At 69.9% G+C, this 25257-nt stretch carries 19 protein-coding genes and 1 pseudogene; 4 read left to right on the forward strand and 16 right to left on the reverse strand.

Annotation, left to right across the window (positions count from 1 at the left end; translation table 11 throughout):
• Positions 1-108: 108 nt before the first annotated feature.
• From ftsZ to dinB, 15 genes and pseudogenes are all read right to left on the reverse strand, one after another.
• Complete coding sequence (ftsZ, locus tag ACTWLI_RS15480; RefSeq protein WP_056740938.1) at positions 109-1323, reverse strand: cell division protein FtsZ; 1215 nt, start codon at positions 1321-1323, stop codon at positions 109-111.
• Between the two features lie 208 nt (positions 1324-1531).
• Positions 1532-2428 (reverse strand): cell division protein FtsQ/DivIB, encoded by an 897-nt coding sequence (locus tag ACTWLI_RS15485; protein WP_445154643.1) that lies wholly within the window; start codon positions 2426-2428, stop codon positions 1532-1534.
• Positions 2421-3878, reverse strand: coding sequence for a UDP-N-acetylmuramate--L-alanine ligase (murC, locus tag ACTWLI_RS15490; protein WP_445154644.1), 1458 nt, complete (start codon positions 3876-3878; stop codon positions 2421-2423). Before murC ends, ACTWLI_RS15485 begins: the two co-directional genes overlap by 8 nt.
• Before the next feature lie 64 nt (positions 3879-3942).
• On the reverse strand, positions 3943-5061 hold the full coding sequence (gene murG / locus ACTWLI_RS15495; protein WP_445154645.1) for an undecaprenyldiphospho-muramoylpentapeptide beta-N-acetylglucosaminyltransferase: 1119 nt from the start codon (positions 5059-5061) through the stop codon (positions 3943-3945).
• A 266-nt stretch (positions 5062-5327) separates the two neighbouring features.
• Positions 5328-6578, reverse strand: a pseudogene (gene ftsW / locus ACTWLI_RS15500) (putative lipid II flippase FtsW); the annotation flags it as partial.
• Positions 6579-6580: 2 nt separating this feature from the next.
• The gene (murD, locus tag ACTWLI_RS15505; protein WP_445154646.1) at positions 6581-8176 is read right to left on the reverse strand and encodes a UDP-N-acetylmuramoyl-L-alanine--D-glutamate ligase; all 1596 of its coding nucleotides are present in this window, start codon (positions 8174-8176) and stop codon (positions 6581-6583) included.
• Positions 8158-9267, reverse strand: coding sequence for a phospho-N-acetylmuramoyl-pentapeptide-transferase (gene mraY / locus ACTWLI_RS15510; RefSeq protein ID WP_445154647.1), 1110 nt, complete (start codon positions 9265-9267; stop codon positions 8158-8160). Before mraY ends, murD begins: the two co-directional genes overlap by 19 nt.
• Positions 9264-10718 carry a UDP-N-acetylmuramoyl-tripeptide--D-alanyl-D-alanine ligase gene (locus ACTWLI_RS15515; RefSeq protein ID WP_445154648.1) on the reverse strand — a complete coding sequence of 485 codons (1455 nt, stop codon included), beginning with the start codon at positions 10716-10718 and terminating at the stop codon, positions 9264-9266. The genes mraY and ACTWLI_RS15515 overlap by 4 nt, the downstream gene beginning before the upstream one ends.
• A gap of 6 nt (positions 10719-10724) precedes the next feature.
• Complete coding sequence (locus ACTWLI_RS15520; RefSeq protein WP_445154649.1) at positions 10725-12356, reverse strand: UDP-N-acetylmuramoyl-L-alanyl-D-glutamate--2,6-diaminopimelate ligase; 1632 nt, start codon at positions 12354-12356, stop codon at positions 10725-10727.
• A gap of 106 nt (positions 12357-12462) precedes the next feature.
• The gene (locus ACTWLI_RS15525) at positions 12463-14265 is read right to left on the reverse strand and encodes a peptidoglycan D,D-transpeptidase FtsI family protein (protein WP_445154650.1); all 1803 of its coding nucleotides are present in this window, start codon (positions 14263-14265) and stop codon (positions 12463-12465) included.
• Positions 14266-14309: 44 nt separating this feature from the next.
• On the reverse strand, positions 14310-14972 hold the full coding sequence (locus ACTWLI_RS15530) for a hypothetical protein (RefSeq protein WP_445154651.1): 663 nt from the start codon (positions 14970-14972) through the stop codon (positions 14310-14312).
• Positions 14969-15970, reverse strand: coding sequence for a 16S rRNA (cytosine(1402)-N(4))-methyltransferase RsmH (rsmH, locus tag ACTWLI_RS15535; RefSeq protein ID WP_445154652.1), 1002 nt, complete (start codon positions 15968-15970; stop codon positions 14969-14971). Before rsmH ends, ACTWLI_RS15530 begins: the two co-directional genes overlap by 4 nt.
• 227 nt (positions 15971-16197) lie before the next feature.
• The gene (gene mraZ, locus ACTWLI_RS15540; RefSeq protein ID WP_056740915.1) at positions 16198-16626 is read right to left on the reverse strand and encodes a division/cell wall cluster transcriptional repressor MraZ; all 429 of its coding nucleotides are present in this window, start codon (positions 16624-16626) and stop codon (positions 16198-16200) included.
• A gap of 606 nt (positions 16627-17232) precedes the next feature.
• Positions 17233-17604: a DUF3040 domain-containing protein gene (locus ACTWLI_RS15545; RefSeq protein WP_445154653.1), complete on the reverse strand. Its 372-nt coding sequence runs from the start codon at positions 17602-17604 to the stop codon at positions 17233-17235.
• Positions 17605-17840: 236 nt separating this feature from the next.
• Positions 17841-19043 (reverse strand): DNA polymerase IV, encoded by a 1203-nt coding sequence (dinB, locus tag ACTWLI_RS15550; protein ID WP_445156206.1) that lies wholly within the window; start codon positions 19041-19043, stop codon positions 17841-17843.
• A 178-nt stretch (positions 19044-19221) separates the two neighbouring features.
• On the opposite strand from dinB, the gene ACTWLI_RS15555 reads away from it, so the two are divergent.
• Positions 19222-19746 (forward strand): hypothetical protein, encoded by a 525-nt coding sequence (locus ACTWLI_RS15555; protein WP_445154654.1) that lies wholly within the window; start codon positions 19222-19224, stop codon positions 19744-19746.
• Positions 19743-20837 carry a polyprenyl synthetase family protein gene (locus ACTWLI_RS15560; protein ID WP_445154655.1) on the forward strand — a complete coding sequence of 365 codons (1095 nt, stop codon included), beginning with the start codon at positions 19743-19745 and terminating at the stop codon, positions 20835-20837. Before ACTWLI_RS15555 ends, ACTWLI_RS15560 begins: the two co-directional genes overlap by 4 nt.
• 119 nt (positions 20838-20956) lie before the next feature.
• Here ACTWLI_RS15560 and ACTWLI_RS15565 read toward each other — a convergent pair whose 3' ends face one another.
• Positions 20957-21310, reverse strand: a complete 354-nt coding sequence (locus tag ACTWLI_RS15565) for an Rv2175c family DNA-binding protein (RefSeq protein WP_445154656.1) — start codon at positions 21308-21310, stop codon at positions 20957-20959.
• A gap of 298 nt (positions 21311-21608) precedes the next feature.
• On the opposite strand from ACTWLI_RS15565, the gene ACTWLI_RS15570 reads away from it, so the two are divergent.
• Together ACTWLI_RS15570 and pknB are read left to right on the forward strand one after the other, a co-directional pair.
• The gene (locus ACTWLI_RS15570) at positions 21609-23021 is read left to right on the forward strand and encodes a LysM peptidoglycan-binding domain-containing protein (protein WP_445154657.1); all 1413 of its coding nucleotides are present in this window, start codon (positions 21609-21611) and stop codon (positions 23019-23021) included.
• Between the two features lie 100 nt (positions 23022-23121).
• Positions 23122-25209, forward strand: a complete 2088-nt coding sequence (pknB, locus tag ACTWLI_RS15575) for a Stk1 family PASTA domain-containing Ser/Thr kinase (RefSeq protein ID WP_445154658.1) — start codon at positions 23122-23124, stop codon at positions 25207-25209.
• Positions 25210-25257: the final 48 nt, after the last annotated feature.

The following is a 25257-nucleotide window of genomic DNA, read 5'->3' on the forward strand; positions in this document are numbered from 1 at the left end:
CTTCACAAACTGCCAACAAAGCCATACCGACCACCGTATCCCGCCGCAACGCACGATGGCACCGCCCGGAGGCGGTGCCATCGTGGTCCGGGCCGTTGGGGCCGCGGGTTACTTCAGGAAGTCGGGCACGTCCAGGTCGTCCGAGTGGCGGCCGGAGAGATCGGGCTCGACGACGGACGGCAGGTCCACGTCGAAGCCGGAGTCTGCCGGGACGGCCGAGGGGCGCTGCTGGCCCCAGCTGCCCAGGCCGGAGGCGCCGACGCCGGCGTGCATCGGCTGGGCCGGTGCCGAGGCGGGAGCCTGGGCCGGAGCCGGGGCGGGGGCCGCGGGGCGTGCCGGGGCGGGCTGCGACTGGTCCATCGACGGCGAGGTGGCCTTGACGTCATCGAACCCGGCCGCGATCACGGTGACGCGGGCCTCGTCGCCGAGGGCGTCGTCGATCACGGCACCGAAGATGATGTTCGCCTCCGGGTGGGCGACTTCCTGCACCAGGCGGGCGGCCTCGTTGATCTCGAAGAGGCCGAGGTCCGAACCGCCCTGGATGGACAGCAGGACGCCGTGGGCGCCGTCGATGGAAGCTTCCAGCAGCGGCGAGGCGATGGCGAGTTCGGCGGCCTTGACGGCACGGTCCTCGCCGCGGGCCGAGCCGATGCCCATCAGCGCGGAGCCGGCGCCCTGCATGACGGACTTGACGTCCGCGAAGTCGAGGTTGATCAGGCCGGGGGTGGTGATCAGGTCGGTGATGCCCTGGACACCGGAGAGCAGGACCTGGTCCGCGGAGCGGAAGGCGTCCAGCACCGAGACGTTGCGGTCGCTGATGGACAGCAGGCGGTCGTTCGGGATGACGATCAGCGTGTCGACCTCGTCGCGCAGGGCGTCGATGCCGGCCTCGGCGGAGCCGGCACGGCGGCGGCCCTCGAAGGTGAAGGGGCGGGTGACGACGCCGATGGTCAGGGCGCCGAGCGAGCGGGCGATGCGGGCCACGACGGGCGCGCCGCCGGTACCGGTGCCGCCGCCTTCACCGGCGGTGACGAAGACCATGTCCGCTCCGCGGAGCACTTCCTCGATCTCGTCGGCGTGGTCCTCCGCGGCCTGCCGGCCAACCTCAGGATTCGCACCGGCCCCCAGGCCACGGGTCAGCTCGCGTCCGACGTCGAGCTTGACGTCCGCGTCGGACATCAGCAGCGCCTGCGCGTCGGTGTTGATGGCGATGAATTCGACGCCGCGAAGACCGACCTCAATCATGCGGTTGACTGCGTTCACGCCACCGCCGCCGATGCCGACGACCTTGATGACGGCCAAGTAATTCTGCGGAGCTGCCACGTTACGTGTCCCTTGTTCGTGTTCTATTGCGAAAACTGATGGAGTCAAGCTTGAAGCCTTGAACCTTAACCTTCCACTTGAAGGTTATAGTTATGTCAAGTAACTCATGCCTGTGACGCTATTTCCTCTGCCGGGGACATTCAATAACCGGCTCCGCGTGTCGCGGGAATACCGGGTAAATGCCGGGTAAATGACCCCGGACCACCGGCTACCGGGTCACCGGGTGGCGCGGGACGCTCACGTCGTACACCGCAACCGGGTTTTTGGGGTCCGCCGGCACCTTCAACAGCGCCGCCAGCACCCTGGCCTTGAGTTCCCTCTCCCCCGCGTTGCCCCAGACGACCGTCTGGCCGTCGATGAGCTTGAGCTCCACGGCGTCGGCGGACTTCGCCGACGCGTCGGAGAGCCGGGCCAGGACGTCCGGCGGAAGGGCGCCCAGGACGGCGGTGATGGCATGGAACAGGTCCTTCGGCAGCGTGCCGCGGCCGCCGTCGATCACAGGAAGCTTCACCTTGTCCGGCGTTTTCGTGGTGCTTAGCTGGACACCGTCGACGTCGACGAGCTGGTAGGTGGCGGCCTGCTTGACCAGCGCCACGGGCACGCGTTCGGTGATCCGCACCTGGAGTGTGGACGGCGGCCGGGCCTGGGTGCTGACCGCTTTGACCTGGACGAGCGGACGCAGCAGCCGGGTGACTTCCTCGTCGCTGACCTGCGGCAGCGGCTTGCCCTGCAGCGGGGCAAGGGCGGCCTTGACCTGGTCGGGCTTGAGCATCCGGGTGCCCTCCACGGTGACGGAGTGCACCGCCAGCCACGGCGAATACACCGCTGCTGCCACGATGGCCGCGACCAGGGCAAGGAGGGCCGCCAGCGTGCCCAGGACGAGCCGGCGCCGCCGCTTGGCGCGGGGTTCGGGGAACGCCAGGACGTTGCCGCGCGGCTCATTGCTGGAGGCGCCGGGGACGGCTGACGGCGTGGAGGCGCCGGGCGCGCCGGGGCCGGGGTCGGCCTTGGAGGCGGAAATGACCTCGTCCCCGCTGCCGGCGGGCCGGGCCGGGCCGGTCGCGCGCGGACCGGTCGGGTAGCCGGGCCGGCGCGTGCTAGGCACCGGGGGTCCCTGCTGCCGGCGCTTCGCCGCCGAGACCGCTGTTGTTGGGCTCGCTGTTGTTGAGCGCGGCGACGATCAGCGGGCCGTAGGCGGTCACGTCGCCGGCGCCGGCCGTGAGCACGATGTCTCCGGGCTCCGCGGCAGCGAGCACGGCCCGTACCGCCTCATCGCCGGGACCGACGAGGTGCCCGTGCGGGCCGAGGTGGTCGGCGATCAGCTGGCTGGTGACGCCCGGGATCGGGTCTTCGCGGGCCGGGTAGATCTCCAGCACCAGGGCCGTGTCGGACGCGTTGAGGGCTTCGGCGAACTCGCGCGCGAACTCGCGGGTGCGGGAGAACAGGTGCGGCTGGAAGAGCACGTGGAGCCGGCGGTCACCGGCCACGGAGCGGGCGGCGGCGAGTGCGGCGCGCACCTCCGTGGGGTGGTGGGCGTAGTCGTCGTAGACCCGCACGCCCCGGCCCTCGCCCTTGAATTCGAAGCGCCGGGAGGCGCCGGAGAAGTGGGCCAGCGCGCCGGCGGCAGTGTCCGGGTCGACGCCGAGCTCCAGGGCGACCGCGAAGGCCGCGGCGGCGTTGAGCGCGTTGTGCCGGCCGGGAACCTGGAGGGCGACGGCGTAGCGTCCCGCCGGCGTCGAGATCCAGACCCCGTCCGGTCCGTCGTCGTGCAGCCGCACATCGGCGTCCGGGGCGGTGCCGTAGAGCACCACGCGGGTATTGCCGCGCTCCCGGGTGCGCCGGGCCAGGGCCCGGGCGCCGTCGTCGTCGGCGCAGGCGACCAGCAGACCGTCCGCGGGCAGCAGTTCGGTGAACCGGTCGAAGGAGGCGTAGACCGCCTCGGCGGTGCCGTAGAAGTCAAGGTGGTCCGGTTCGACGTTGGTGACCACCTCGATCCGCGGCCGGTAGTTGAGGAAGGACCCGTCCGATTCGTCGGCCTCCGCGATGAACACCGGGGAGCTTCCGGAGGCGGCGTTGACGCCCAGCGCCGGAACGTTGGCGCCGATCGCGAAGGACGGGTCCAGGCCGGCGCCCTGCAGGAGCACGGTGATCATCGACGTCGTCGTGGTCTTGCCGTGCGTGCCCGCCACTGTCACGGCCGTGTCCTGCGCCATGGCGGCGGCCAGGGCCTCGGAGCGGTGCAGGACCGGCAGGCCGGCGGCACGGGCTGCTGCGAGCTCGGGGTTGTCCGGGCGGATCGCGGAGCCGGCCACGACGGTCTGGGCGTCGGCGAGGTTGGCGGCATCGTAGCCCACGGCGATCCGTGCGCCGGCTGCGGCCAGGTCGGCCATGACCGGCAGGTCCTTGGCGTCGGAGCCGCTGACCAGCACGCCGCGGGCGGCCATGATCCGGGCCACGGCGGACATGCCGACGCCGCCGATGCCGATGAAGTGCACCCGGCCCAGGGACTCCTGGGTGCGGGCCGCGGTCGGGGTGCCGTGGGGGGCCTGGGTCATTGCTGTTCCGTTTCCTGCCTGCTGGTCGAAATCTGTGCTGTCCGCGCGGCTGGCGTCCGGGCCGCTAGCGGGCATCGGAACCGCCGGCTGCCGCGTCCAGGACGAGGGCGGCCATCCGCCGGTCGGCGTCCCGGATGCCCTGCTGCCGGGCTGCGGCGGCCATCCGGTCCAGCCGCGCCGGCTCGCGCAGCAGCGGGATGACCTGGGCGCTGATCCAGTCGGCGTCGAACGCGGCGTCGTCGACCAGCAGCGCGGCGCCGGCGTCCACGAGGCCGGCGGCGTTCAGGGCCTGCTCGCCGTTGCCGATCGGCAGCGGAACGAAGACGGCCGGCACGCCGACGGCGGCCACCTCGCAGACGGTGGCGGCGCCGGAACGGGCCAGCAGCAGGTCGGCGGCGGCGTAGACCGTTTCCATTCCGTCGATGTATTCGACCTGGCGGTAGCCCGGGGCAGCCAGCGGCCGCCCCTCGGCGTCGTGGACGGTCTTGCCGCGGCCGGTGATGTGCAGGGTCTGGATGCCGGCGGCGCCCAGGGCTTCGGCGGCGGCGGCAATGGCACGGTTGATGCTCTGCGCTCCGGAGGAGCCGCCGGTGACGATGAGCGTGGGTTTGTCCTGGTCGAGGCCCAGTGCGGTACGCGCGGCGCCGCGGGCCGCTGCCCGGTCCAGACCGGAGACCTCGCGCCGCATCGGCATTCCGACGTGCTGCGCACCGCGGAGCCGGGTGCCTGCGAACGCGACGGCGACGTGGCGGCTCAGCCGGGCGCCGACGCGGTTGGCCAGTCCCGGCCGGGTGTTGGCCTCGTGCACCACGATGGGAATCCGGCGGCGCCGGGCGGCCAGGTACAGCGGGGTGCAGACGTAGCCGCCGACGCCGACCAGCACGTCTGCCCCGGCATCGTCGAGGATGGCGCCGGCCTGGCGGACGGCTCCGGCCAGCTTGCCGGGCAGCCGCAGCAGCTCCAGCGACGGCTTGCGCGGGAACGGGACCTTGCTGACGGTGGCCAGTTCCAGCCCGGCGGCGGGCACCAGCCGCTGCTCCATGCCGCCGGGGGTGCCCACGGCCAGCAGGCGGGCCTCCGGCCGCGCCTCCAGGAGGGCGTTGGCGATGGCCAGCAGCGGGCTGATGTGCCCGGCGGTGCCGCCGCCGGCAAGGACGACGGACAGGGATGACTCGGTGTTCATGGAGGCTAGCTGCGCTTTCGTGCGGGGTTCTTGGGGGCGGGGGTCCTGGTGCCCGGCTTCCGGGCGGCGGCCCTCGGGGCCGTGCCCGGGCCGGCGGGCGCTCTTCCCGCAGCGGGCGCCTTGACGGGAGCTGCCGTGCCGGCCGCTTTCGCCGGAGCTGGAGCCTTGCCCTTGGCGGGGGCTTTCGACGGGCCGGGGGTTTTCCGGCCGGCCGGGGCCTTGGCGGCGCGCCGGGCCGCGGCCTGCCGGCGGAGCACCCGGGCGAAACCGGCGGGGCCGAACCGGGTCAGCCCGTTCGGTTGCAGGTTCGGGGCCATCTGGGCCCGGGCGAGGGAAAGCACGACGCCGATGGCGCACAGTGACATCAGCAGGGCCGAGCCGCCGTAGGAGATGAACGGGAGCGGGACGCCGATCACGGGCGCCAGGCCGGTGACGACAGCCATGTTGACGCTGGCCTGGCCGAGCAGCCACACCATGATGGACCCGGCCAGCACGCGGTGGAAGACGTCCTGCTGGGCCACGACGACGCGGTAGATGGCGGCGCCCAGGATGGCGAAGAGGACCAGAACGACGAGGGTGCCGACCAGGCCGAGTTCCTCGCCGATGATGGCGAAGATGAAGTCGTTGTGCGCTTCGGGGATCCAGCTGTATTTCTGGCGGCTCTGCCCCAGGCCGACGCCGAACCAGCCGCCGGAGGCGAGGCCGAACAGGCCGTTGGTGGACTGGTAGTTCAGGTCCGAGCCGTCCGCGCAGGTCTGGCCGGTCCAGGAGAGGATCCGGCACATCCGGTTGGGGCTGGTGACGGCCAGGACGGTGGCGCCGAGGGCCAGGAAGGCCCCCGCGATGCCGAACAGGTAGAGCCGCACGCCGGCGAAGAACAACGCCGCGGCGATGATGACCATGACGATCATCGCGGTGCCGAGGTCGTTGCCGGCGAGGATGAGCCCCAGCACGGCAACGGCTCCGGGCAGGACGACGGGCACGAGCGCGTGCCGCCAGTCGTGCAGGAGCTTCGCTTTGCGGTCCAGCACCGTCGCCATCCACAGCGCGAGGGCCAGTTTGGCCGCCTCGGAGGGCTGGAAGGTGAACGGGCCGACGTCGATCCAGTTCTGGTTGCCCAGCGCGCTGCGTCCGATCAGGAGGACCAGGCCGAGCAGTGCGACGGCCAGGATCATGAGCGGCCAGGCGAAGCGCCTGAGCCAGACGACGTTGACCCGGGAAAGGACGAACAGCGCGAAGACGCCGAGCGCGGCGAATCCGCCCTGTTTGAGGGCGGCCGAGTACGGGGACTCCCCGGCCGCGATCGCCTCCACGCTGGAGGCGGAGAGCACCATGAGGATGCCGATCGCGGTCAGCGCGAGGGTTGAGCCGAGGATGAGGTAGTACGTGGAACCGTTCCGTGAGGTGCCGGTCCCTTCGAGCGCCGCCCAGAAGCGGCGGTACCAGTCCCTGACCCGGGCGGCGGGCGTGGCCGCGGCGGATGGTGCCGCGGCGGGACGGGTGGGCGTGCTGACCATTGCTACTCCTCGGTGGTCTGAGCCTGCCCTTCCACGAGCTCGCGGACAGCTTCGATGAAGGCGTCGCCACGGTGAGCATAGGAAGAGAACTGATCCATGGACGCAGCCGCCGGGGCCAGGAGCACAGTGTCCCCCGAGGTGGCCAGCTGCGCCGCCGCGGCGACGGCCCGTGCCATCACAGTCTCGCCGAAGATCGGCGAGGGCGCTGCGTCGGCGTCGGCCGTTCCGGCGTTCTGCACCTCTTCAGTGTCGCCCTTGGCCTGGCCGATCACCGGGACATCCGGCGCGTGTCGCTGGAGCGAGGCCCGCAGGTCCGACGAGTCGGCGCCGATCAGCACCACGGCCTTGAGCCGGGCGGCGTTGTCCCGGACCAGGGCGTCGTAGTTCACGCCCTTGGACAGGCCGCCGGCGATCCACACCACGTTCTGGAACGCGGACAGCGAGGCCGCCGCGGCGTGCGGGTTGGTGGCCTTGGAGTCGTTGATCCAAAGCACGCCCTCGTGCCGGGCGACCGGCTGGATGCGGTGGTCCCCGGGCAGGTAGTTCTGCAGGCCGAGGCGGACGGCGCCCGGCTCGACGCCGTAGGCCCGGACCAGGGCCGCGGCGGCGAGGGCGTTGGCGACCATGTGCCGCGGGGCCACGGGCCCCAGGTCGGCCAAGGCGGCCAGCTCGGCGGCGCTGTCCTTGCGCTCGGCGATGAAGGCCCGGTCCACGAGCAGGCCTTCGACCACACCGAGCATGCTTATCGCCGGGGTGACCGTGGTGAACCCCACCGCGCGGCAGCCTTCGACGACGTCGGCGTCTTCGACCATGCGTTCGGTTTCGATCTGTTCGGCGTTGTAGACGCAGGCCTTCTGCGTGCGCTCGTAGACCTTGGCCTTGTCTGCCAGGTAGGAGTCGTAGGAGCCGTGCCAGTCCACGTGGTCCTCGGCGACGTTCAGGCAGACGCTGGCGACGGGCGAGACCGTGTGGCTCCAGTGCAGCTGGAAGCTGGAGAGTTCGACGGCGAAGACGTCGTAGTCCACCGGGTCGCGGAGGGCGTCAAGGATGGGCGTGCCGACGTTGCCGACGGCGATCGCCTTGAGGCCGGCGGCCTGCAGCATCGATTCGGTCAGGCCCACGGTGGTGGTCTTGCCGTTGGTTCCGGTGATGGTGATCCAGTCGGCGGTTTTGCGTCCCTGGCGTTCCCGGACGCGCCAGGCGAGTTCGACGTCGCCCCAGACCGGGATGTGGGCCCGCGCGGCGGCGGCGAGCAGGGCCTGGTCGGGCCGCCAGCCCGGTGAGGTGACGATCAGTTCGGGGGCTTCGCCGTCGACGCGCGGCACCGAGCCGACGGCGTCTTCGCCGAGCAGGACGTCGGCGGCGCCGACGATCCGGAGCGTGTCCGCCTGTGCCCGGGCCTTGGGGCTGTCCGCGGCGTCCACCACGACCACGCGGGCGCCGAGTTCGATCAGTGTGTCGGCGGCGGCGAAGCCGGAGATCCCGATACCTGTGACGACCACGCGGAGCCCGGCCCAGTCGGAGTCCCAGCTGGTGAGGTTCTCCAGCCGCGGCGAGCTGGCCAGCGGTGCGGGGATGTTCACAGCAGTACCACCCATTCGGCGTAGAAGATGCCCAGGCCGGCCGCAACGAAGAGCCCGCACAGGATCCAGAAGCGGACCACCACGGTGACCTCGGCCCAGCCCTTGAGCTCGAAGTGGTGTTGCAGCGGCGCCATCTTGAAGAAGCGTTTGCCCTTGGTGATCTTGAAGTAGCCGACCTGGATGATGACCGAGAGGGTGATCAGGACGAAGAGGCCGCCGATGAAGGCCAGCAGGAGCTCGGTCCGCGACAGGATGGCGAAGCCGGCGACGGCGCCGCCGATCGCGAGCGAGCCGGTGTCGCCCATGAAGATCTTCGCGGGCGAGGTGTTCCACCAGAGGAACCCGACCAGCGCGGCGCTGAGGATGGCGGCGAGCAGGGCGAGGTCGAGCGGGTCCCGGACGGTGTAGCAGCCGGCGCCGGCCTGGCGCGGGGAACCGCAGGACTGGTTGGACTGCCAGATTCCGATGATCGTGTAGGCGCCGAAGACCATGACGGAGGCGCCGGCGGCCAGGCCGTCCAGCCCGTCGGTAAGGTTCACGCCGTTGGTTGCGGCGGTGACGATCAGGTTGGACCAGAGCACGAACAGGATGGCACCGACCACGGTGCCGCCGAAGGCCAGGTTCATCCAGGGGATGTCCCGGACCAGGGAGATCTGGTAGGACGCCGGGGTGACGTTGTTTTCATCCGGGAAGTTCAGCGCCAGGACGGCGAAGATGATGCCGACGGCGGCCTGCAGGATCAGTTTGGCCTTGGCGTTCAGGCCCAGGCTGCGCTGGGCCGAGATTTTGATGAAGTCGTCAAGGAACCCGACCAGGCCCATGCCGACCATGAGGAAGAGCAGCAGCAGCGCGGAGGCGGACGGCCCGGGCGAGCGGGGGTTCATCATCCACATCACGAGGTGGGTGATGCCGTAGCTGACCAGGACCGCGACCACCACGACGGCGCCGCCCATGGTGGGGGTGCCGCGCTTGGTGTGGTGGGAGGTGGGTCCGTCGTCGCGGATGAACTGCCCGTAGCCCTTGCGGACCAGGAAGCGGATGAAGAGCGGGGTGCCCAGGAAGGACAGCAGCAGCGCCAGGCCGGAGCCCATCAGGAGTGCGATCACGGCAGCGTGCTCCCTTCGTTCCCCAGTGGGGGTAATGCTATCCGATCACCGAGGTGGCGTAGCCCGACGCTGTTGGAGGATTTGAATAGGACCAGGTCACCGGGCTCGAGCTCGGCGCGCAGGATCGAGTACGCCTCGTCCGGGGTTTCGGCGAAGAGGCATTCATCGCCCCAGGAGCCCTCGTTGACGGCGGAGACGTAGAGTGCCCTGGCCTCGCGGCCGACGACGAGCAGCCGGGAGATGTTGAGCCGGACCACCTGGGTGCCGACGGCGGTGTGCTCGCGGATGGAGTCCTCGCCCAGTTCCAGCATGGCGCCGAGCACGGCCCAGGTGCGGCGGCCGCGGCCGAGGTCCGCGAGGGTCCGCAGGGCGGCGCGCATGGATTCCGGGTTGGCGTTGTAGGCGTCGTTGATGATGGTCACGCCGTCGGCCCGTTCGGTGCGTTCCATCCGCCAGCGGCTCGCGGCGGACTGGGCGCTGAGTGAGGCGGCGATCTCGGCGCCGGGGACGCCGGCGGCGTGCGCCGCCGCGGCGGCGGCCAGCAGGTTGCCGATGTGGTGGGCGCCGATCAGCTTGGCGGCCACGTGGTGGCGGGCGGCGTCGCCGGGCAGCACGAGGTCGAACTCGGGGCTGCCCGCGGCGTTGAGCTCAAGGTTTTCGGCCTGGACGGCGGCGGACGGGTTGGCCTGGGCTGAGAAGCCAAGGACCGTGGCGGTGGTCCGTGCTGCCATCGCCGCTACGCGGGCGTCGTCGGCGTTCAGGACGGCGGTGCCCGTGGCGGGCAGGGCCTCGACCAGCTCGCCCTTGGCCAGGGCGATGTTGTCGATGCCGCCGAACTCGCCGGCGTGCGCGGTGCCGACGAACAGGACGACGCCGATCTCGGGGCGGACCATGTCCGCGAGGTAGCGGATGTGGCCGACGCCGGTGGCGCCCATCTCGATGACGAGGTACCGGGTGTCGTAGCCGGCCTTGAAGACGGTCAGCGGGACGCCGACTTCGCCGTTGTAGGAGCCCTGCGGCGAGACGGTCTCGCCCCGCCCGGCGAGGATGCCGGCCAGCAGGTCCTTGGTGGTGGTCTTGCCGGCGGAGCCGGTGATGCCGATGACGGTGAAGTCCTCCCCGGCGGACGCGCGGCGGGCGCGGATCTGGCGGACGGCCTCGGCGGCGAGGGCACCCATGGCGAGCACCGAGTCCTCGACGACGACGGCGGGGAACGGCTGGCCGTCGGCGGCCGTGACGTCCCGTTCCACGAGGGCCAGGACGGCTCCGCGGTCGAAAGCGGCGGCGACGAAATCGTGGCCGTCGGCGGACTCCCCCGGCTTGGCCACATAGAGGGAACCCGCCGTGGCTTCGCGGGAGTCGGTGACCACGGAGGCGGGCGTGATGCCCGGGTCCGCGGCCAGCCGGCCGTTGGTTATCTCGGCGATTTCCGCCGCAGTAAATGCAATCATCTCGGTTTAGGACTCTATCCGCTGGTCATCGAGAACGGTGAATCCTCGGGCTGTCAAGGCGTTCCGGAGCTCCACCCGGTCATCGAGCGCCAGGTTGACGCCTTTGACCTCCTGCCAGACCTCGTGGCCGCGGCCTGCGACCAGGATGGTGTCCGCCGGGGCGGCCAGTTCCACGGCCTTGGCGATGGCGGCGTCGCGGGGGAAGACTTCCAGGACGGTGCAGCCGAGCCCTTCGGCGGCCTTGGCCTCCAGTGCCCCGGCCAGCACGTCGGCGCGGATGGCGGCGGCGTCCTCGTCGTGCGGGTCGTCGTCGCTGACGATCACGGTGTCCGCGAGCCGGGCGGCGATGGCCCCCATGGCCGGGCGCTTGCCCTGGTCACGCTGGCCGGTGGCGCCGAAGACGATGATGACCTTGGCCTCCGGCTCCGGGGAGCGCACGGCCTCGAGGGCACGCGCGAGGGCGTCCGGGTTGTGGGCGAAGTCCACGACGGCGGCCGGCGCCGTCGCGACGAGCTGCATGCGGCCCGGGACGGCGACGGTGAACGGGTCGGCGGCGTCCAGGGCGGACTGCACCTCGGCGGCGGTGCTGCCGCCGGCCAGGACCATGGCGGCGGCCAGGGCCGCGTTGGCGACGTTGAAGCTGCCGGGCAGGCCGGTGTGCAGGCGGAGCTCCGTCCCGTCGCGGTGCCGGAGGCCGAATTCAGTGCCGAGACCGCGGGGCCGCGGGTCGACCACGGTCCAGTCCGCCGGGGCGGCGCCGGGCACGGTGGACAGGGTGGTCACCGGGATGTCGGCCTGGGCGGCCAGCCGTCGGCCCCACTCGTCGTCAACGGTCACGACGGCGGCGCGGGCCCGCTCGGCGGTGAAGAGCCGGGCCTTGGTCTCGAAGTACTCCTCCATGGTCCCGTGCAGGTCCAGGTGGTCCTGGGTCAGGTTGGTGAAGCCGGCGACGTCGAAGACCACACCGTCGACGCGGTGGAAGGAGATCGCGTGCGAGGAGACCTCCATCGAGGCGGCGTCGAGGCCGCGTTCCCGCATGAGGGCCAGCAGGGCGTGGACGTCGGTGGACTCAGGGGTGGTCAGCAGGCTGGGAATCGGGTCCCCGCCGGCGAGGATCTCGATGGTGCCGATCAGCCCGGTCTTCCGGCCGAGGGCACGGAGCAGGGAGTTGATGAAGTAGGTGGTGGTCGTTTTCCCGTTGGTTCCGGTCACCCCGAACAGCGCCGGGGCCGGGGCGTCCTCCGGGCGGCTGCGGTAGATCAGCGAGGCGAGGCGGCCCACCAGGGCGCGCGGTTCCTCGGCCAGCAGGACCGGGACCGGGATGTCGTTGGAGAGCGCCAGCAGGCGGGCACCGGCGTCGTCGGTCAGGACTGCCACGGCACCGGCCTCCACCGCGCCGGCGACGAAGTCCGCTCCGTGGCGTGCGGCGCCCGGCAAGGCGACGTACAGGTCTCCCGGCTGCACCGACCGTGAGTTCAGCGAGATTCCGGTGACCGGGACCCCGGCGGAGGCGCCCGGGACGACGACGCCGATCCAGTCGCCGATCGTTTCCAGCGGCACGGCGGTGACGGCCGTGGGCCGGAACGCGGAGTCCTGGCCGGACGGCGCGGCCGCTTCCTGGGCATTGAGCTCTGACAAGGCGATCTCCGTTGGTGGTGCCGGGGCGGCCCGTGCGCGGGACATCGCCCCGCACGCAGGCCCCTCTGCGTGGAACTGGTGGTACTGCTGGTGGTGCTGCGTGGTGCTACTTGGCGTACTGCGGCAGCCTGACCGGCTTGCCGGTGGACGGCTCCACGTTGTAGGTCCGCAGCGTCTGGCTCATCACGGAGCGGAACACCGGTCCGTTGGTGATGCCGTAGATGCTGCCCTTGGGCCGTTGCAGGACCACTTCAACAATAAACCGCGGATCGTCCATCGGTGCCATCCCGATCATGGAGGCGGTGTAACCGCAGAAGCCCGACTTGCCGTCGTCGCAGGGCGATTCGGAGGTACCGGTCTTGGCGCCCACCCGGTAGCCGTCGATCGCGGCGTCCTTGATTTCGCCCTCCGTGACCGCGCTTTCCAGGATGTCGCGGACCTGCCGGGCGGTGCTCTTCGACACCACCTGCCGGCTGGGCTTGGCGGGCACCTTTTCCTCGGTGCCGTCGGGGCTGATGTAGCTGTCGATCAGGCGGGGCTGGAGCATGACGCCGTCGTTGGCGATGCTCTGGTAGGCCCGGACAGTCTGCAGGGTCGACTGCGCCACGCCCTGGCCGAACAGCACGGTGTACTGCTGGCGGCCGTCCCACTGGTCCGCGGGCGTCAGGATGCCCTTGGTCTGGGCGGGGAGTCCGATGTCCGGGGCCTCCCCGATGCCGAATTTCTTCAGCCAGTCGTACCGTTTCTGCTTGCTCAGCCGCTGGCCGACCATGACGGTGCCGGTGTTCATCGAGTAGCCGACGATCCCGGCCAGGGTGCGGCGTTCCGTGCCGTGCTCGAACGCGTCGGTGAAGGTCTGCCCGTCCACGGTGTAGGTCGGCGGGATGATAAAGGTGTCCAGCGGGCGGGCCGTGCCCTCTTCGATGGCCGATGCCGCGGTGATCATCTTCTCCACCGAGCCCGGCTCGTAGGCGGCTGTCACGGCCCGGACGCCGCGGTCCTCGGCGGCCACCTTGCCCGGGTCGTTGGGGTCCGGGGCATCGGTGTCCGCCATGGCGATGATGTTGCCGTTCTTGGCGTCAGCGACCACGATGATGCCCCACTCGGCGCTGAGCTTGTCCTTCTGGCTCTGGATGGCCTGCTGCGCGAAGTACTGCAGGTCCGAGTTCAGGGTGAGTTTGATGTCCTTGCCGTTGACGGCGGGGGTGAGCTGGTCCACGCCAACCGGAATACGGAGCCCGTCGGCGCCGATTTCAAAGAGCCGCTTGCCGGCCGTGCCCCGGAGCACCTCGTCCTGGGTCTGCTCCAGTCCTGCCTGGCCGGTCGTGCCGTCGCGCAGGAAGCCGACGATCCCGCCGGCAACGGAGCCGTTGGGGTAGACCCGCTTGCTGGTGCCCTCGGTCACGATGCCCGGGATCTGGAGTTTGGAGATGCGGTCTTCGACGTCGGGCCGGATGTCCTTGGCCACGATGTAGTAGCGCTGCTTGCCGGTCAGGGCGTCCTTCAGGTCGTCCTTCTTCATGCCGAGGACTGCCGCGAGTTCTTCGATGCCCTGGTCGCGGGGAATTTCGACGATGGTGTCCTTGCCGTCAACCTTTTCCAGCCGCGGAAAGGATTCGGTGTTGGTGTTGACCGTCTGGTCGACCACGACGTTGTAGCGGATCACGCTGCTGGCCAGCACGGTGCCCTTGGCGTCGATGATACTGCCGCGCTCGGCGGGGAGCTCGATCGGCTTGAGCCGGTTTTGCAGCGCGGCCTCGGCCATGCCCCCGACGTCGAGGCCCTGGACGAGGAAGAGTTTGCCGCCGACTACCAGCAGGAGCGAGAGCATGATACCCAGCCCGAGCCGCAGCCGCCGGGTGGCGCTCGGCGTCGTGCGGGTGCGTGCCTTGCCGGTGTTCTGCGCCACGATGTTTCCTTGCTGCTTGCCTGTCGGGGTGCTGGTCCTGCGGTCTACTTTCCGGGGGTCTTCTGGGCCGGCGCCGGGACGGATCCGCCGTGCAGGTCCACGGCCGGCGCCGGTGCCTTGGCCTTCGGCGCCTGCGCCTTGGGTTCCTGGGCTTTGGGTGCCTCGGCGGCGCGGCTTTCGGCCGGTTTGCGGTTCAACAGCGGCTCGTTGCCGGAGACGGAGGGGACGACGTTGACCTGCCCGGCCACTGCGGGTGCGGCGATCACGGCGCCGGGGGCGTCACCCTTGACGGCGGCCTTGGCCTTGCCGGTGACGGACAGCGTGGAAAGGTCGATCTGGCCCTTGGCCGTGGACGCCACCATGCCGAGCTCGGCTGCCTTGGCGGCCAGGTTCTGCGGCGCGTCGAAGTTCTGCACCTGCTGGGTCAGGTCCTGGTTCTGCTTGGTCAGGGTGGACTGCTCGGCACGGAGCTGGACCAGCTGGTACTGGGACGAGGACACCGAGATGTTCAACACCAGGACAGCCATCAGGGCAAGCGCGAGGATGCCGAAGCACATGACGACGAAGGGTGCCCGGCGCTTGCGCGGAACGGTCCGGACGACAGAGAGCGGTGTGCGCGACGGGCGGGACGCCGGGTGCGCTCCGGGGAGGGCACGTGCTGTCGCAGCTGTGGCAACGGGGAAGCTGTTGACGGCGGCGGTGCTCATGCGACTCTCCTGGCTTTGATGCGTTCGACGGCGCGCAGCCTGGCGGAGGCGGCACGCGGATTTTCAGCGACTTCTTCGGCGGTGGGGACTTCGGTGCCCTTGGTCAGGGTCTTGAGTTCGGGCTTGTGCTCTTCGAGTTCCACCGGGAAACCGAGCGGGGCCGAGGACTTGGAGCCGGCCTGGAAGACGCCCTTGACGATCTTGTCCTCCAGCGAGTGGTAGGACATGACGACGACGCGGCCGCCGAGGGCGATCGAGGCGACAGCTGCGGGGATCGCGCGCTCCAGCACGTCGAGCTCCTCGTTGACCTCGATCCGCAGGGCCTGGAAGGTGCGCTTCGCGGGGTGTCCCCCGGTCTTGGCTGCTCCTGGCGGTACCACGGCCCTGATGACCTCGACGAGTTCACCGGTGGTGGCGAACGGTTTCGCTTCGCGGGCAGCGACGATCCGGTTGGCGATGCGGCCGGCGAACTTCTCCTCGCCCCACTTCCGGATGATCCGGACCAGGTCCTCTTCGCTGTAGGTGTTGACGACGTCGGCGGCGGTCTGGCCGCGGCTGGTGTCCATCCGCATGTCCAGCGGGGCATCGAACGAGTAGGCAAAGCCCCGTTCGCGCTCGTCGAGCTGCAGGGAGGAGACGCCCAGGTCCATCAGGATCCCGTGCACCTCCGTGAAGCCGAGGTCCGCGAGTACGTCGGGAATCTCGTCGTAGACGGCGTGCACCAGGTCGGTCCGGTCAGCGAAGGGCTCCAACCGCTCCCCCGCGAGGGCGAGGGCTTCCTCGTCCCGGTCGATCCCGATCAGGTGGAGGTCCGGGAAGCGCTGCAGCATGGCTTCGGAGTGACCGCCCATGCCGAGCGTCGCGTCGACGGCGACGGGGGTCTCGCCGCGGCTCCGGGCGGCCTCGAAGGCGGGGGCCAACAAATTGATGCACCGGTCCTTGAGGACCGGTACATGGCGTTCGGACGTAGGCTTCGACGGATTGGAGTCTTCGCTCATGCCTTCGTCCTTTCGTGGGGTGGATAGCTGCGGCAAAAGCCCGGGCCGGGCCGGGCTTTTGGTAAGGCTTCTTGATCCAGATCCCCATCCGCGCCTACCCTGCGGTCCGCCTGGCTCCGGGGAAGTGAGCCAGGTGAGCTGCCGGATGGGCGGCTGGAGATCTCGATCAAGAAACGTGCGGTTGCTGGTGGTGCTGTGGTGGTGCCGGTGACGGTGCCTGCGGGGTTTCAGAGAATTCCCGGGATGGCATCGTCGGTTTCCGAGAAGGCTGTTTCCTTTTCGGCGAGGTACTCGTTCCAGGCCTGGGCGTCCCAGATCTCCGCGCGGGTGCCGGCGCCGATGACGGCCAGCTCCCTGCCGAGTCCTGCGTACTCCCGGAGCGCCGGCGGAATCGTCACGCGCCCCTGCTTGTCAGGTACCTCGTCGGAGGCTCCAGAGAGGAAAACGCGGATGTAGTCACGGGCCTGCTTGGAGGAGATGGGAGCCTCCCGCATTTGCTCGTGAACCCGGCCGAATTCCGCCTCACTGAAAACGTAGATGCAACGTTCCTGGCCCCGTGTGAGAACCAGGCCGGCGGCGAGTTCCTCGCGGAACTTTGCCGGCAGGATGATTCGACCCTTTTCGTCCAGACGCGGCGAATGAGTGCCGAGAAACACGGCCCACCGCCTGTCTGTTGTAGGAAGTCCAACGTCCCCTGTGCTGCCACTACCCTCTTACGTCCTCCACATTACTCCACTTCGCTCCCCCGTCAACGACATTCGGGGATTTTGCACACCATTTTGAGTGAATTTCCGCGCGCGTGTCCCGCGCCAGTAAAGGGAGGCGGCGAAAGTGGGGCGCAGTGGAGGGATTTGGCCGCCCCGGCCGCAGGTGACGGCGCCGCACCGACCCAGTGGGACGCTCCGGTCGCGCTGCCGCAACGACCGGAGCGGGCGCGTGTGCCGGCTCCCCCTGGACCGCACGGTGCACCTGGCAGCGAGGGGGCGGCTTGAGGGCGGCTGCAGGGCCGCAGGAGCGGTGATTAAAGGCGAAAGACCCGCCGGAGCGGGTCTCTTGCGGGCGGTTCAGCCGACCTGTCCGCCGCTCCTGGAACACCAGGGAGGCGTGGTCTGGGAGGTGTCGGGGAAAGTGGTGGGGGGAAGTGGAGGCCCGCGCCGGCGGCGCGCAGGCGGTCTCAGTCAGGCGTTATCGCTCGGGCGGTATCGATGAGGAGATAAGGCTCAGACGGTGGCCGTCCGGCAGGAGGTGTCGGGCTGGCGCCGTCAGGACTCTCCGCGGTGCCGTTCGTCCCAGCGTTCTTCGAGGTTGCTCATGAATGAGCTGCGCTGCTTGCCCGGTTTGCGTCCGGCGGCCCCCGGCTTCGAGGTGCCGGTCGAGCTGCGCATGGTCGCGTAGTAAACGCCGCCGCCCATGACCAGGAAACCGAGCACGCCCACAACGATGTTCTGCAGCGTGACGCCCAACAACAGCAACAGGATCCCGGCGACGGCGCCGAGGACCCCGATGACCAGGTGACGGGTGGACCAGGAACGACCCGGATCCGAGCCCATCGAGCTGGCAAACTTGGGATCGTCCTCGTGCAGCTGCTTCTCAAGTTGCTCCAGCAACTTCTGTTCGTGCTCCGAGAGCGGCATCACGACCTCCTTCAGTCGGCCAACGTCCAGACTTGGCGCGGCACTTTGTCCCTAAACGCCCAACGTCCGGGATGCCCGGCCGGTTCCCCTTCGCCGTCTTTGGCTGGAGGTGGAGGCACGCCTCCTGTGAAGGTGTTCAGTTGCAGGGCCGAACGCCTGATCCAGTCGTTCGTAAATACGTATATCTAGGATAGTTTGTCGGGCCCCGTTCTGAAAGACGCCCGCCCGGCGCCCGGTTAGCGCGATCCGTTGCCCGGGTCCAGCAAGCGGGCCGGCAGGACCGACTTGTTTCCGTATTTGCGGGTGACGCGGTCCAGGGCCTGCTCGGCGGCGCGCCAGTTGTCGTCCCGCCGGTCCAGGCTGAGCTGCAGCGGAGCCTGCGCCGCTTCCTCCAGCTGCTCCGCCCGGATGCCGACGAGTCGCACCGTCATGGGACGCGGGCCGACGGATTCCAGCAACTGCACGGCGACGCCGTAGAGCAGCTGTGCGCTGTCGATGGGCGTGCTGACGGTGCGGCTGCGGGTGATCGTGGAGAAGTCGGCGTAGCGCAGCTTCAGCGCAACGGTCCTGGCATGCATGCCGGCGTTCCGGAGCCGCTCGGCTGTGCGGTGCGAGAGGCGCAGGAGCTCCCGGTGCAGCAGGGCGTCGTCGCCGGTATCCACTGCGAAGGTCTCCTCCGCGCCGATGCTCTTTTCCGCCCGGACCGGCGTCACCGGCCGGGGATCAATTCCCCACGACAGGCGGTGGACATGCTCGCCGGTGGCGCCCAGGATCTTCCGCAGCGACGGCAGCGGCGTCGCCGCGACGTCGGCGACCGTCCGGATTCCCATCCGGGCGAGGACCTCGACGGTTTTGGCGCCCACCCCCCACAGCGCGCTGACCGGCAGCGTGTGCAGATAGGGCACCGTCTCATCCGGACCAATCAGCAGCAGCCCGTCCGGTTTGCACCGGGTGGACGCGATCTTCGCCACGAACTTGCTGGCCGCGATGCCGACCGACGCTGTGATGCCCAGCTCGCTTTGGACCCGCCGCCGGATCAGCTCGCCGATCTCCCGGGGCGGCCCCAGCCGCCGGATGGCACCGCCGACGTCGAGGAAGGCCTCGTCGACGCTCAGCGGCTCCACCAGGTCCGTGATGGATCCGAAGATCGCCATGATCTGGCCGGATACCTCGTAATACAGCTTGTGCCGGGGTTCGATGACGACGGCGGAGGGGCACATGCGGACCGCCACCGCCATGGGCATCGCCGACCTCACCCCGAATTTCCGGGCCTCATAGGAAGCGGAGAGCACCACCGAACGGTCCGCGGGGTAGCCCACGATGACGGGCCGGCCCTTGAGCTCAGGCCGGCTGCGCAGCTCCACCGAGACGAAGAAGGCATCCATATCGACGTGCAGGATGCTGCTGCGGCGCAGTTCGCGCAGGGTCTCCTCGTCCAGGCGGTTCGCGCGGGGCCGGGTGTCGCCCAGCTGGGCGTTGCCGAGCTGGTTTTCCGCGTGCCGGCTTGCGCTGTCCCGCTCACTGTCTTCACTCTCCGGCCGCACACACCAATCCTATGCGCAGGGACTGACTAAACTGGAGGCTGAATCCGCCGTCGAGACCAGGAGGAACACCCCTGTGAAGGTTATTGGAGAGCGCGACCGCGCCATGGCAGTGACCGCCGCCGTCGCGCTGCTGGTGCTGGCAGCCTGCACCCCTGCCCCGGGCGCTGCGGCGCCGGCGTCATCGGCCCCGGCAGCGCAGCCCACCGTCCTCGCCTCCACCACGGCTCCTCCCAGCCCGTCCGCGGAACCGGGCACGTCGGCCACCGTCGGCGCGCTCGTCGACGGTTTCCCGCAGAAGCTGCTCCCGCTGATGCCGGGCGCCCGGGTCGAATCGAGCAGCTTCGATAAGACCGCAGCCCCAGCGACCATCGCGCTGGTGGGCAAGGTTTCCGCGCCGAAGGCCGGCGTGGTGGCGTTCTACAGCAAGAAGCTGGAAAGCCAGGGCTTCAAGGCGGTTCCCGGCGACAAGGTCGGCTCCGTCTCCTCCAAGGACTTCCTGCGCGGCAGCAACGAGACGGTGAATCTCGCCGTCGTCGAGGCCTCCGGGGTCTCCACCTTCACGATCGGCGCCAACGTCGCCCCCGAGTCGGTCAAGTGAGCCTGGCAGAGGACCTGCGGGTAGAGCAGGCGGACTTCGTTGCGGCCGTCGCGGGCAAGCTCACGGACTTCCTGACCTCCCGCACGGCCCTGATGTCCGCCATCTCCCCGGACATCGACCCGCTGATGGGCTCGATCTCCAACCTCGTAACCGGCGGCAAGCGCCTCCGCGCGCTGATGTGCTACTGGGGCTGGCGGGGCGCCGGCGGCGGTGCCGGTGCCGGCGAGGTCGTCACGGCCGGCACCGCGCTGGAGCTGTTCCAGGCGGCAGCGCTGATCCACGACGACATTATCGACCGTTCGGACACGCGCCGCGGCGGCCCCAGCGTGCACCGCCGCTTCAGCGACCTGCACGCCAACCAGGGCTGGGCCCTGGACCCGGAGCGCTTCGGCCACGCGGCGGCGATCCTGACCGGCGACCTGTGCCTGTCCTTCAGCGAGGAATCCTTCACCGAGATCGGCGACCGCGCGTCGTCCGGCAGCCGGGCCCGGCTGATCTTCAACCTGATGCGGGCCGAGGTCATGGCGGGACAGTACCTGGACATCCTCGAAGAGGTGGCCGGACCGCGCCGCGACCGCGCCGGGGCGGTCAGCCGCGCCCAGTCCATCATCCGGTTCAAGTCAGCCAAATATTCCACCGAGCATCCGCTCGCGCTGGGCGGCGCGCTGGCCGGCGCCTCCGACGAGCTGCTGCGCGGTTACTCCGCCTTCGCGCTCCCCCTTGGCGAGGCCTTCCAGCTGCGGGACGACGTCCTCGGGGTCTTCGGCGATCCGGTCACCACCGGCAAACCGGCGGGCGATGACCTGCGGGAGGGCAAGCGCACGGTGCTGGTGGCGTTCGCCCTGGACCTGGCCGCCGCGGAAGAGTCCGCCTTCATCGACGGCAGGCTCGGCAGGCCGGACCTGGGCGAGGATGAGGTCGAAGAAATCCGGCGCATTATTGTCGACTGCGGCGCCCTGCAGGCCACCGAAGTCTTGATCGAGGAATTCGGCAAGGCGGCATTCGAGGCTTTGGAGCTGCTTCCACTGGACGAACTGCCTAAAACGGCGCTGCGGAAGCTGGCCGAGGCCACCGTCAGCCGCACCGCCTAGCGTCACGGCCCGGGCCCGGAAGGCGTCTGCATATAAAGGAGGGCCGTGCCCGGCGCAACGCCGGGCACGGCCCTCCTTTATATGGTCAACCACTGGCCGGCTAAGGCGGCCCAGTGGTGCTACCAGGCCATGGTCTGGGCGCGGCGCCGGATCTCCGTCTTGCGTCCTTCGCGGAGGGCATCGATCGGACGGCCGCGCAGCGACTCGTCCGGAGTGAACAGCCAAGTGATGAGTTCCTCGTCCGAGTAACCGGCATCGGCGAGGACCACGATCGTGCCCTTGAGGCTTTCCACCGCGTGGCCGTCCTGGATGAACGCTGCCGGCACGGAGCGGATCCTGCGCTCACCGACCCGGACAGCCGCCAGTGCGCGCTCATCCAGCAGCGCGTGCACCTTAGTAATGGAAACGTTCAGCAGTTCTGCTACGTCGGGCAGGGGCAGCCATTCGACTACGAGGCTTTCTACAGTACTCACGGATCAAGATTGCCATGCCGGGCGTGTATGCGCCTAGTCAGCCACGGCCTGATCCGCGGGTTCCTCCCGGCCGGACGCAAGGGGCCGCGGCGCCGCCGCAGGCCCGTTCCCGGGCAGGCCCGACACGCCCGGAGAGAAACCGGGCTTGCATAATGTCAAACACTTCTTGTGCTATTTCGCAATTCATGAGAGATTCGCTTAGATCACATTTGTAACTGCAGTATCTCCAGTAACACTGTTAACAGCAGTAACACCGGCCTGAAATGCAGCGTTCGCCGCTGAGAAGAGGATTTACCGCATGACGACGACACGTTCGCCGAAGTCCACCCCGAGGCCCGGCCTCCCGCTGATTGCGGCGACGACGGCAGCGCTGCCTGCGGTCGTACTCTCCTCGCTGGCCGTTGCACAGCCCGCTGCCGCCGAGTCCCGGCCCGCCACCATCCCGGCCACGCTTGCCGCGGCCATGAAGGCCCAGGCCCAAGCCCCGGCGCAGGCCTCCGTCATTCCCGCCGGGTCGGTTCCGGCCACGCTTCCCGCAACGCTGCGCCCGGCGAAAGTCGCCGTTCCGGCCCAGTACACGATCGCCCGGGGCGATACGATCAGCGCCGTCGCCCACCGCTACGGCCTGAGCACGCAGTCCGTGCTCACCCTGAACCGGCTGCGGGCCAACACGGTCATCTACCCCGGCCAGAAGATCCGGCTCACCGGAGCCGCAACGGCTCCCGTCGCCCGCGCCGCCGCCGTCAAGCCCGTTGCCAAGGCCGCCGCCAAACCCGCCGCCAAGCCGGCGGCCGCGGCCACCGGCAGCCTCTACACGGTGAAGTCCGGTGACACCCTGAGCGGGATCGCCGCCCGCCACGGCGTCAAGCTCTCCGACCTGCTCCACCGCAACGGACTGAGCATGCGCTCGGTGATCTACCCGGGCCAGCGGATCAAGACCGGCGCCGGGGCAGCAGCTCCCGCCCGGCCCGCGGCACCGAAGCCCGCCGCCACCCCGGCACCGAGGCCGGCCGCCCCGGCCAGCTCCGGTTCCTACACGATCAAGTCCGGCGACACGCTCTCCGGCATCGCGGCACGCCACGGGGTCAAGCTCTCCGCCGTGCTCTCCGCGAACCGGCTGACCATGAGCAGCATCATCTACCCCGGCCACAAGCTCGTCATCCCGGGCGCCGGCACCGGCACCATCAAGCCGGCCTCGAGCCAGAAGCCGGCCGCCGTGACCCCGCTGGTCCCGAGTTCCTTCCTGGGCTTCAGCTACCCCTCGGCCGTCGTCAGCTCGGCCAACCAGAACAAGGCGCTGCTCAATGCCTCGCCGGTGCCCAGCAACGAGCAGATGAAGCAGATCGTCGCGGATACCGCCCGCCGCATGGGCGTGGCCCCCTCCCTGGCCATGGCCTTCGCCTACCAGGAGTCCGGCTTCAACCACCGCTCGGTCTCCCCCGCAAACGCGATTGGCACCATGCAGGTCATCCCGTCCTCCGGCCAGTGGGCCTCCGAGCTGGTCGGCCGCAAACTGAACCTGCTCGACCCGTACGACAACGCCATGGCAGGCATCGCGATCATCCGCCAGCTGGTCAGCACCAGCAAGAACCTGGACTACGCGATCGCCGGGTACTACCAGGGCCAGTACTCGGTCAACACCCGGGGCATGTATGAGGATACGAAGGCCTACGTCGCCTCGATCAAGGCGCTGCAGAAGAAGTTCAGCTAACCATCACCACAGGGTGCGGCGGCTGCCGTGCCGGCACGGCAACGGGCCCGGATTGCACGTCAATCCGGGCCCGTTTCCGTGCAGAGCTTAGGATCAAAGGGTGCAGGAATACTCATCGGACGCTCTCGTCGGGACCCTGGTGGACAACCGGTACCTGATTCGGTCACGGCTGGCCCGCGGCGGCATGTCGACCGTCTATCTCGCCACCGACCGCCGGCTGGAGCGGGATGTGGCGCTCAAGGTCCTGCATCCCCATATGGCCGGCGACCCCCAGTTCCTGGACCGGCTGGGCCGCGAGGCCAAGGCCGCGGCCAGGCTGTCGCACCCGCATGTCGTGGGGGTGCTGGACCAGGGCGAGGACGGGCCGCTGGCCTACCTGGTCATGGAGTACATCAAGGGCCACACGCTCCGGGACGTGATCAAGGAAAAGGGCGCCCTGACGCCGCGGCTCGCGCTGGCGCTGATCGATCCCGTCGTCGAGGGCCTGGGCGCCGCCCACGCCGCCGGCCTGATCCACCGGGACGTCAAACCGGAAAATGTCCTGATCGCCGACGACGGCCGGATCAAGATCGGCGACTTTGGCCTGGCGCGGGCGGTCACGACGACGACCAGCACCGGCGCGCTGATCGGCACCGTCGCATACCTCTCCCCCGAGCTGGTGATGGGCCGGCAGGCCGATGCCCGCAGCGACCTCTATTCACTGGGCATCATGCTCTACGAGATGCTCACCGGACGGCAGCCGTTCGAGGGCGACGTCCCCATCCAGGTCGCCTACCAGCACGTGAACTCGACCGTGGGCCCGCCGTCGGAACTGGTCCCCGGACTGGCTGAGGAACTCGACGAACTGGTCCAGTGGTGCACCGCGAATGACCCGGAGAAGCGCCCGGTCGACGGCTACTCCCTCCTTTCGGAGCTCCGCCACATCCGGACCAACCTCACCGATGCGGAACTGGACCTCCGCCCCCCGGCCGCGGCAGCAGCCGGCGCCGCGGCGTCCGCGCCTCCGGCCGCGTCGTCCGCGGACGCACACACGGAACTGCTGGGCGGTGCCCAGCTTCCCACCGAAGTCATCCGGCGCGGCAGCAACCCCACCACCGTCCTCTCCGGCCGGGCACGCCCGGGCGGCTACGGCCCGCTCGCCGCCCCGGCTGAGCCCGAACCCTTCGGATACGCGGACGACGGCGCCGGCGCGCACCCGGCGCCGGCCAGCAAGCGCGCGCTGCGCAAGCAGGACCGGGACGCGGAGAAGGCCCGGCAGCGGGCCGCCGCCACGCCCAGCCGGACCCTGCGGCCCGGGAACCCGCGGCGCCGCGGACTGCTCTGGATCTTCGTGCTGGTGGTGGCGGCCCTGCTCGCGGCCGGGGCCGGCTGGTTCTTCGGAATGGGCCCGGGATCGCAGGGCACCATCCCGCAGCTGGCGAACAAAACCGTTGCCGAGGCGCAGCAGCTGCTGCGCACGGCCGGCTTCGACTCCACCACCCGGGACGTCTTCGACGACGACGTCGCCCCCGGGCTCGTGGTCGGCTCCGAACCGCAGGCAGGGCAGGTGGTCCGCAAATTCCAGCCGGTCTCGCTGGCCGTGTCGAAGGGCCCGCAGCTGTTCCCGCTGCCGGAGCTCACCGGAAAGCCGCTGGACGCGGCCAAGACGGCCCTGAACGGCGCCGGCATGGCCCTGGGCCCCGTCACGGAAGCCTACAACGAGGACGCCAAGGCAGGGACCGTGCTGGCCCAGAAGCCCGCCAAGGGCACTCCCGCCAAACACGGGACGCCGGTCGCCCTGACGGTGTCGAAGGGGCCGCGGCCCCTCCCGGTGCCCGATGTGCGGGGCAAGGAGCAGGGGGCGGCCGTCGCTGCCGTGGAGGCCGCCGGCCTCAAGGCCGCCGTCGCCCCGGAACCCGTCTTCGACCGGAACGTCCCCAAGGGCTCGGTTGTCGGCCAGGACCCCGCCACCGGGAACCTCACCCGCGGCGGCACGGTCACGCTGACGATTTCCAAGGGCCCGAAGCTGGTGGAGGTTCCCAGCTTCATCGGCAAGCAGGTCAGCGACGCCCGGCGGCAGCTCGAGGCGCTCGGCTTTGAAGTCCGGATCGAGAACATCTTCGGCGGCTTCTTCGGGACCGTCCGCGAACAGGACCCGAAGGACACCGAGGCACCGGAAGGGTCCGTCGTCACCCTCAAGGTCGTCTAGCCGCCGGCCGACGACTCCGACGTTCCCGCTGCACGACAAAGCTCCGCC

This window comes from Arthrobacter sp. Hor0625 (assembly GCF_052567525.1).

Excerpts from the sequence above, each read along its gene's own strand:
- murC (WP_445154644.1), bottom strand. The coding sequence starts at position 3,878 with ATGACCCAGGCCCCCCACGGCACCCCGACCGCGGCCCGCACCCAGGAG.
- murD (WP_445154646.1), bottom strand. The coding sequence starts at position 8,176 with ATGGGTGGTACTGCTGTGAACATCCCCGCACCGCTGGCCAGCTCGCCG.
- rsmH (WP_445154652.1), bottom strand. The coding sequence starts at position 15,970 with ATGAGCGAAGACTCCAATCCGTCGAAGCCTACGTCCGAACGCCATGTA.
- ACTWLI_RS15530 (WP_445154651.1), bottom strand. The coding sequence starts at position 14,972 with ATGAGCACCGCCGCCGTCAACAGCTTCCCCGTTGCCACAGCTGCGACA.
- murG (WP_445154645.1), bottom strand. The coding sequence starts at position 5,061 with ATGAACACCGAGTCATCCCTGTCCGTCGTCCTTGCCGGCGGCGGCACC.
- ACTWLI_RS15570 (WP_445154657.1), top strand. The coding sequence starts at position 21,609 with ATGACGACGACACGTTCGCCGAAGTCCACCCCGAGGCCCGGCCTCCCG.
- ACTWLI_RS15545 (WP_445154653.1), bottom strand. The coding sequence starts at position 17,604 with ATGCCGCTCTCGGAGCACGAACAGAAGTTGCTGGAGCAACTTGAGAAG.
- ACTWLI_RS15515 (WP_445154648.1), bottom strand. The coding sequence starts at position 10,718 with ATGATTGCATTTACTGCGGCGGAAATCGCCGAGATAACCAACGGCCGG.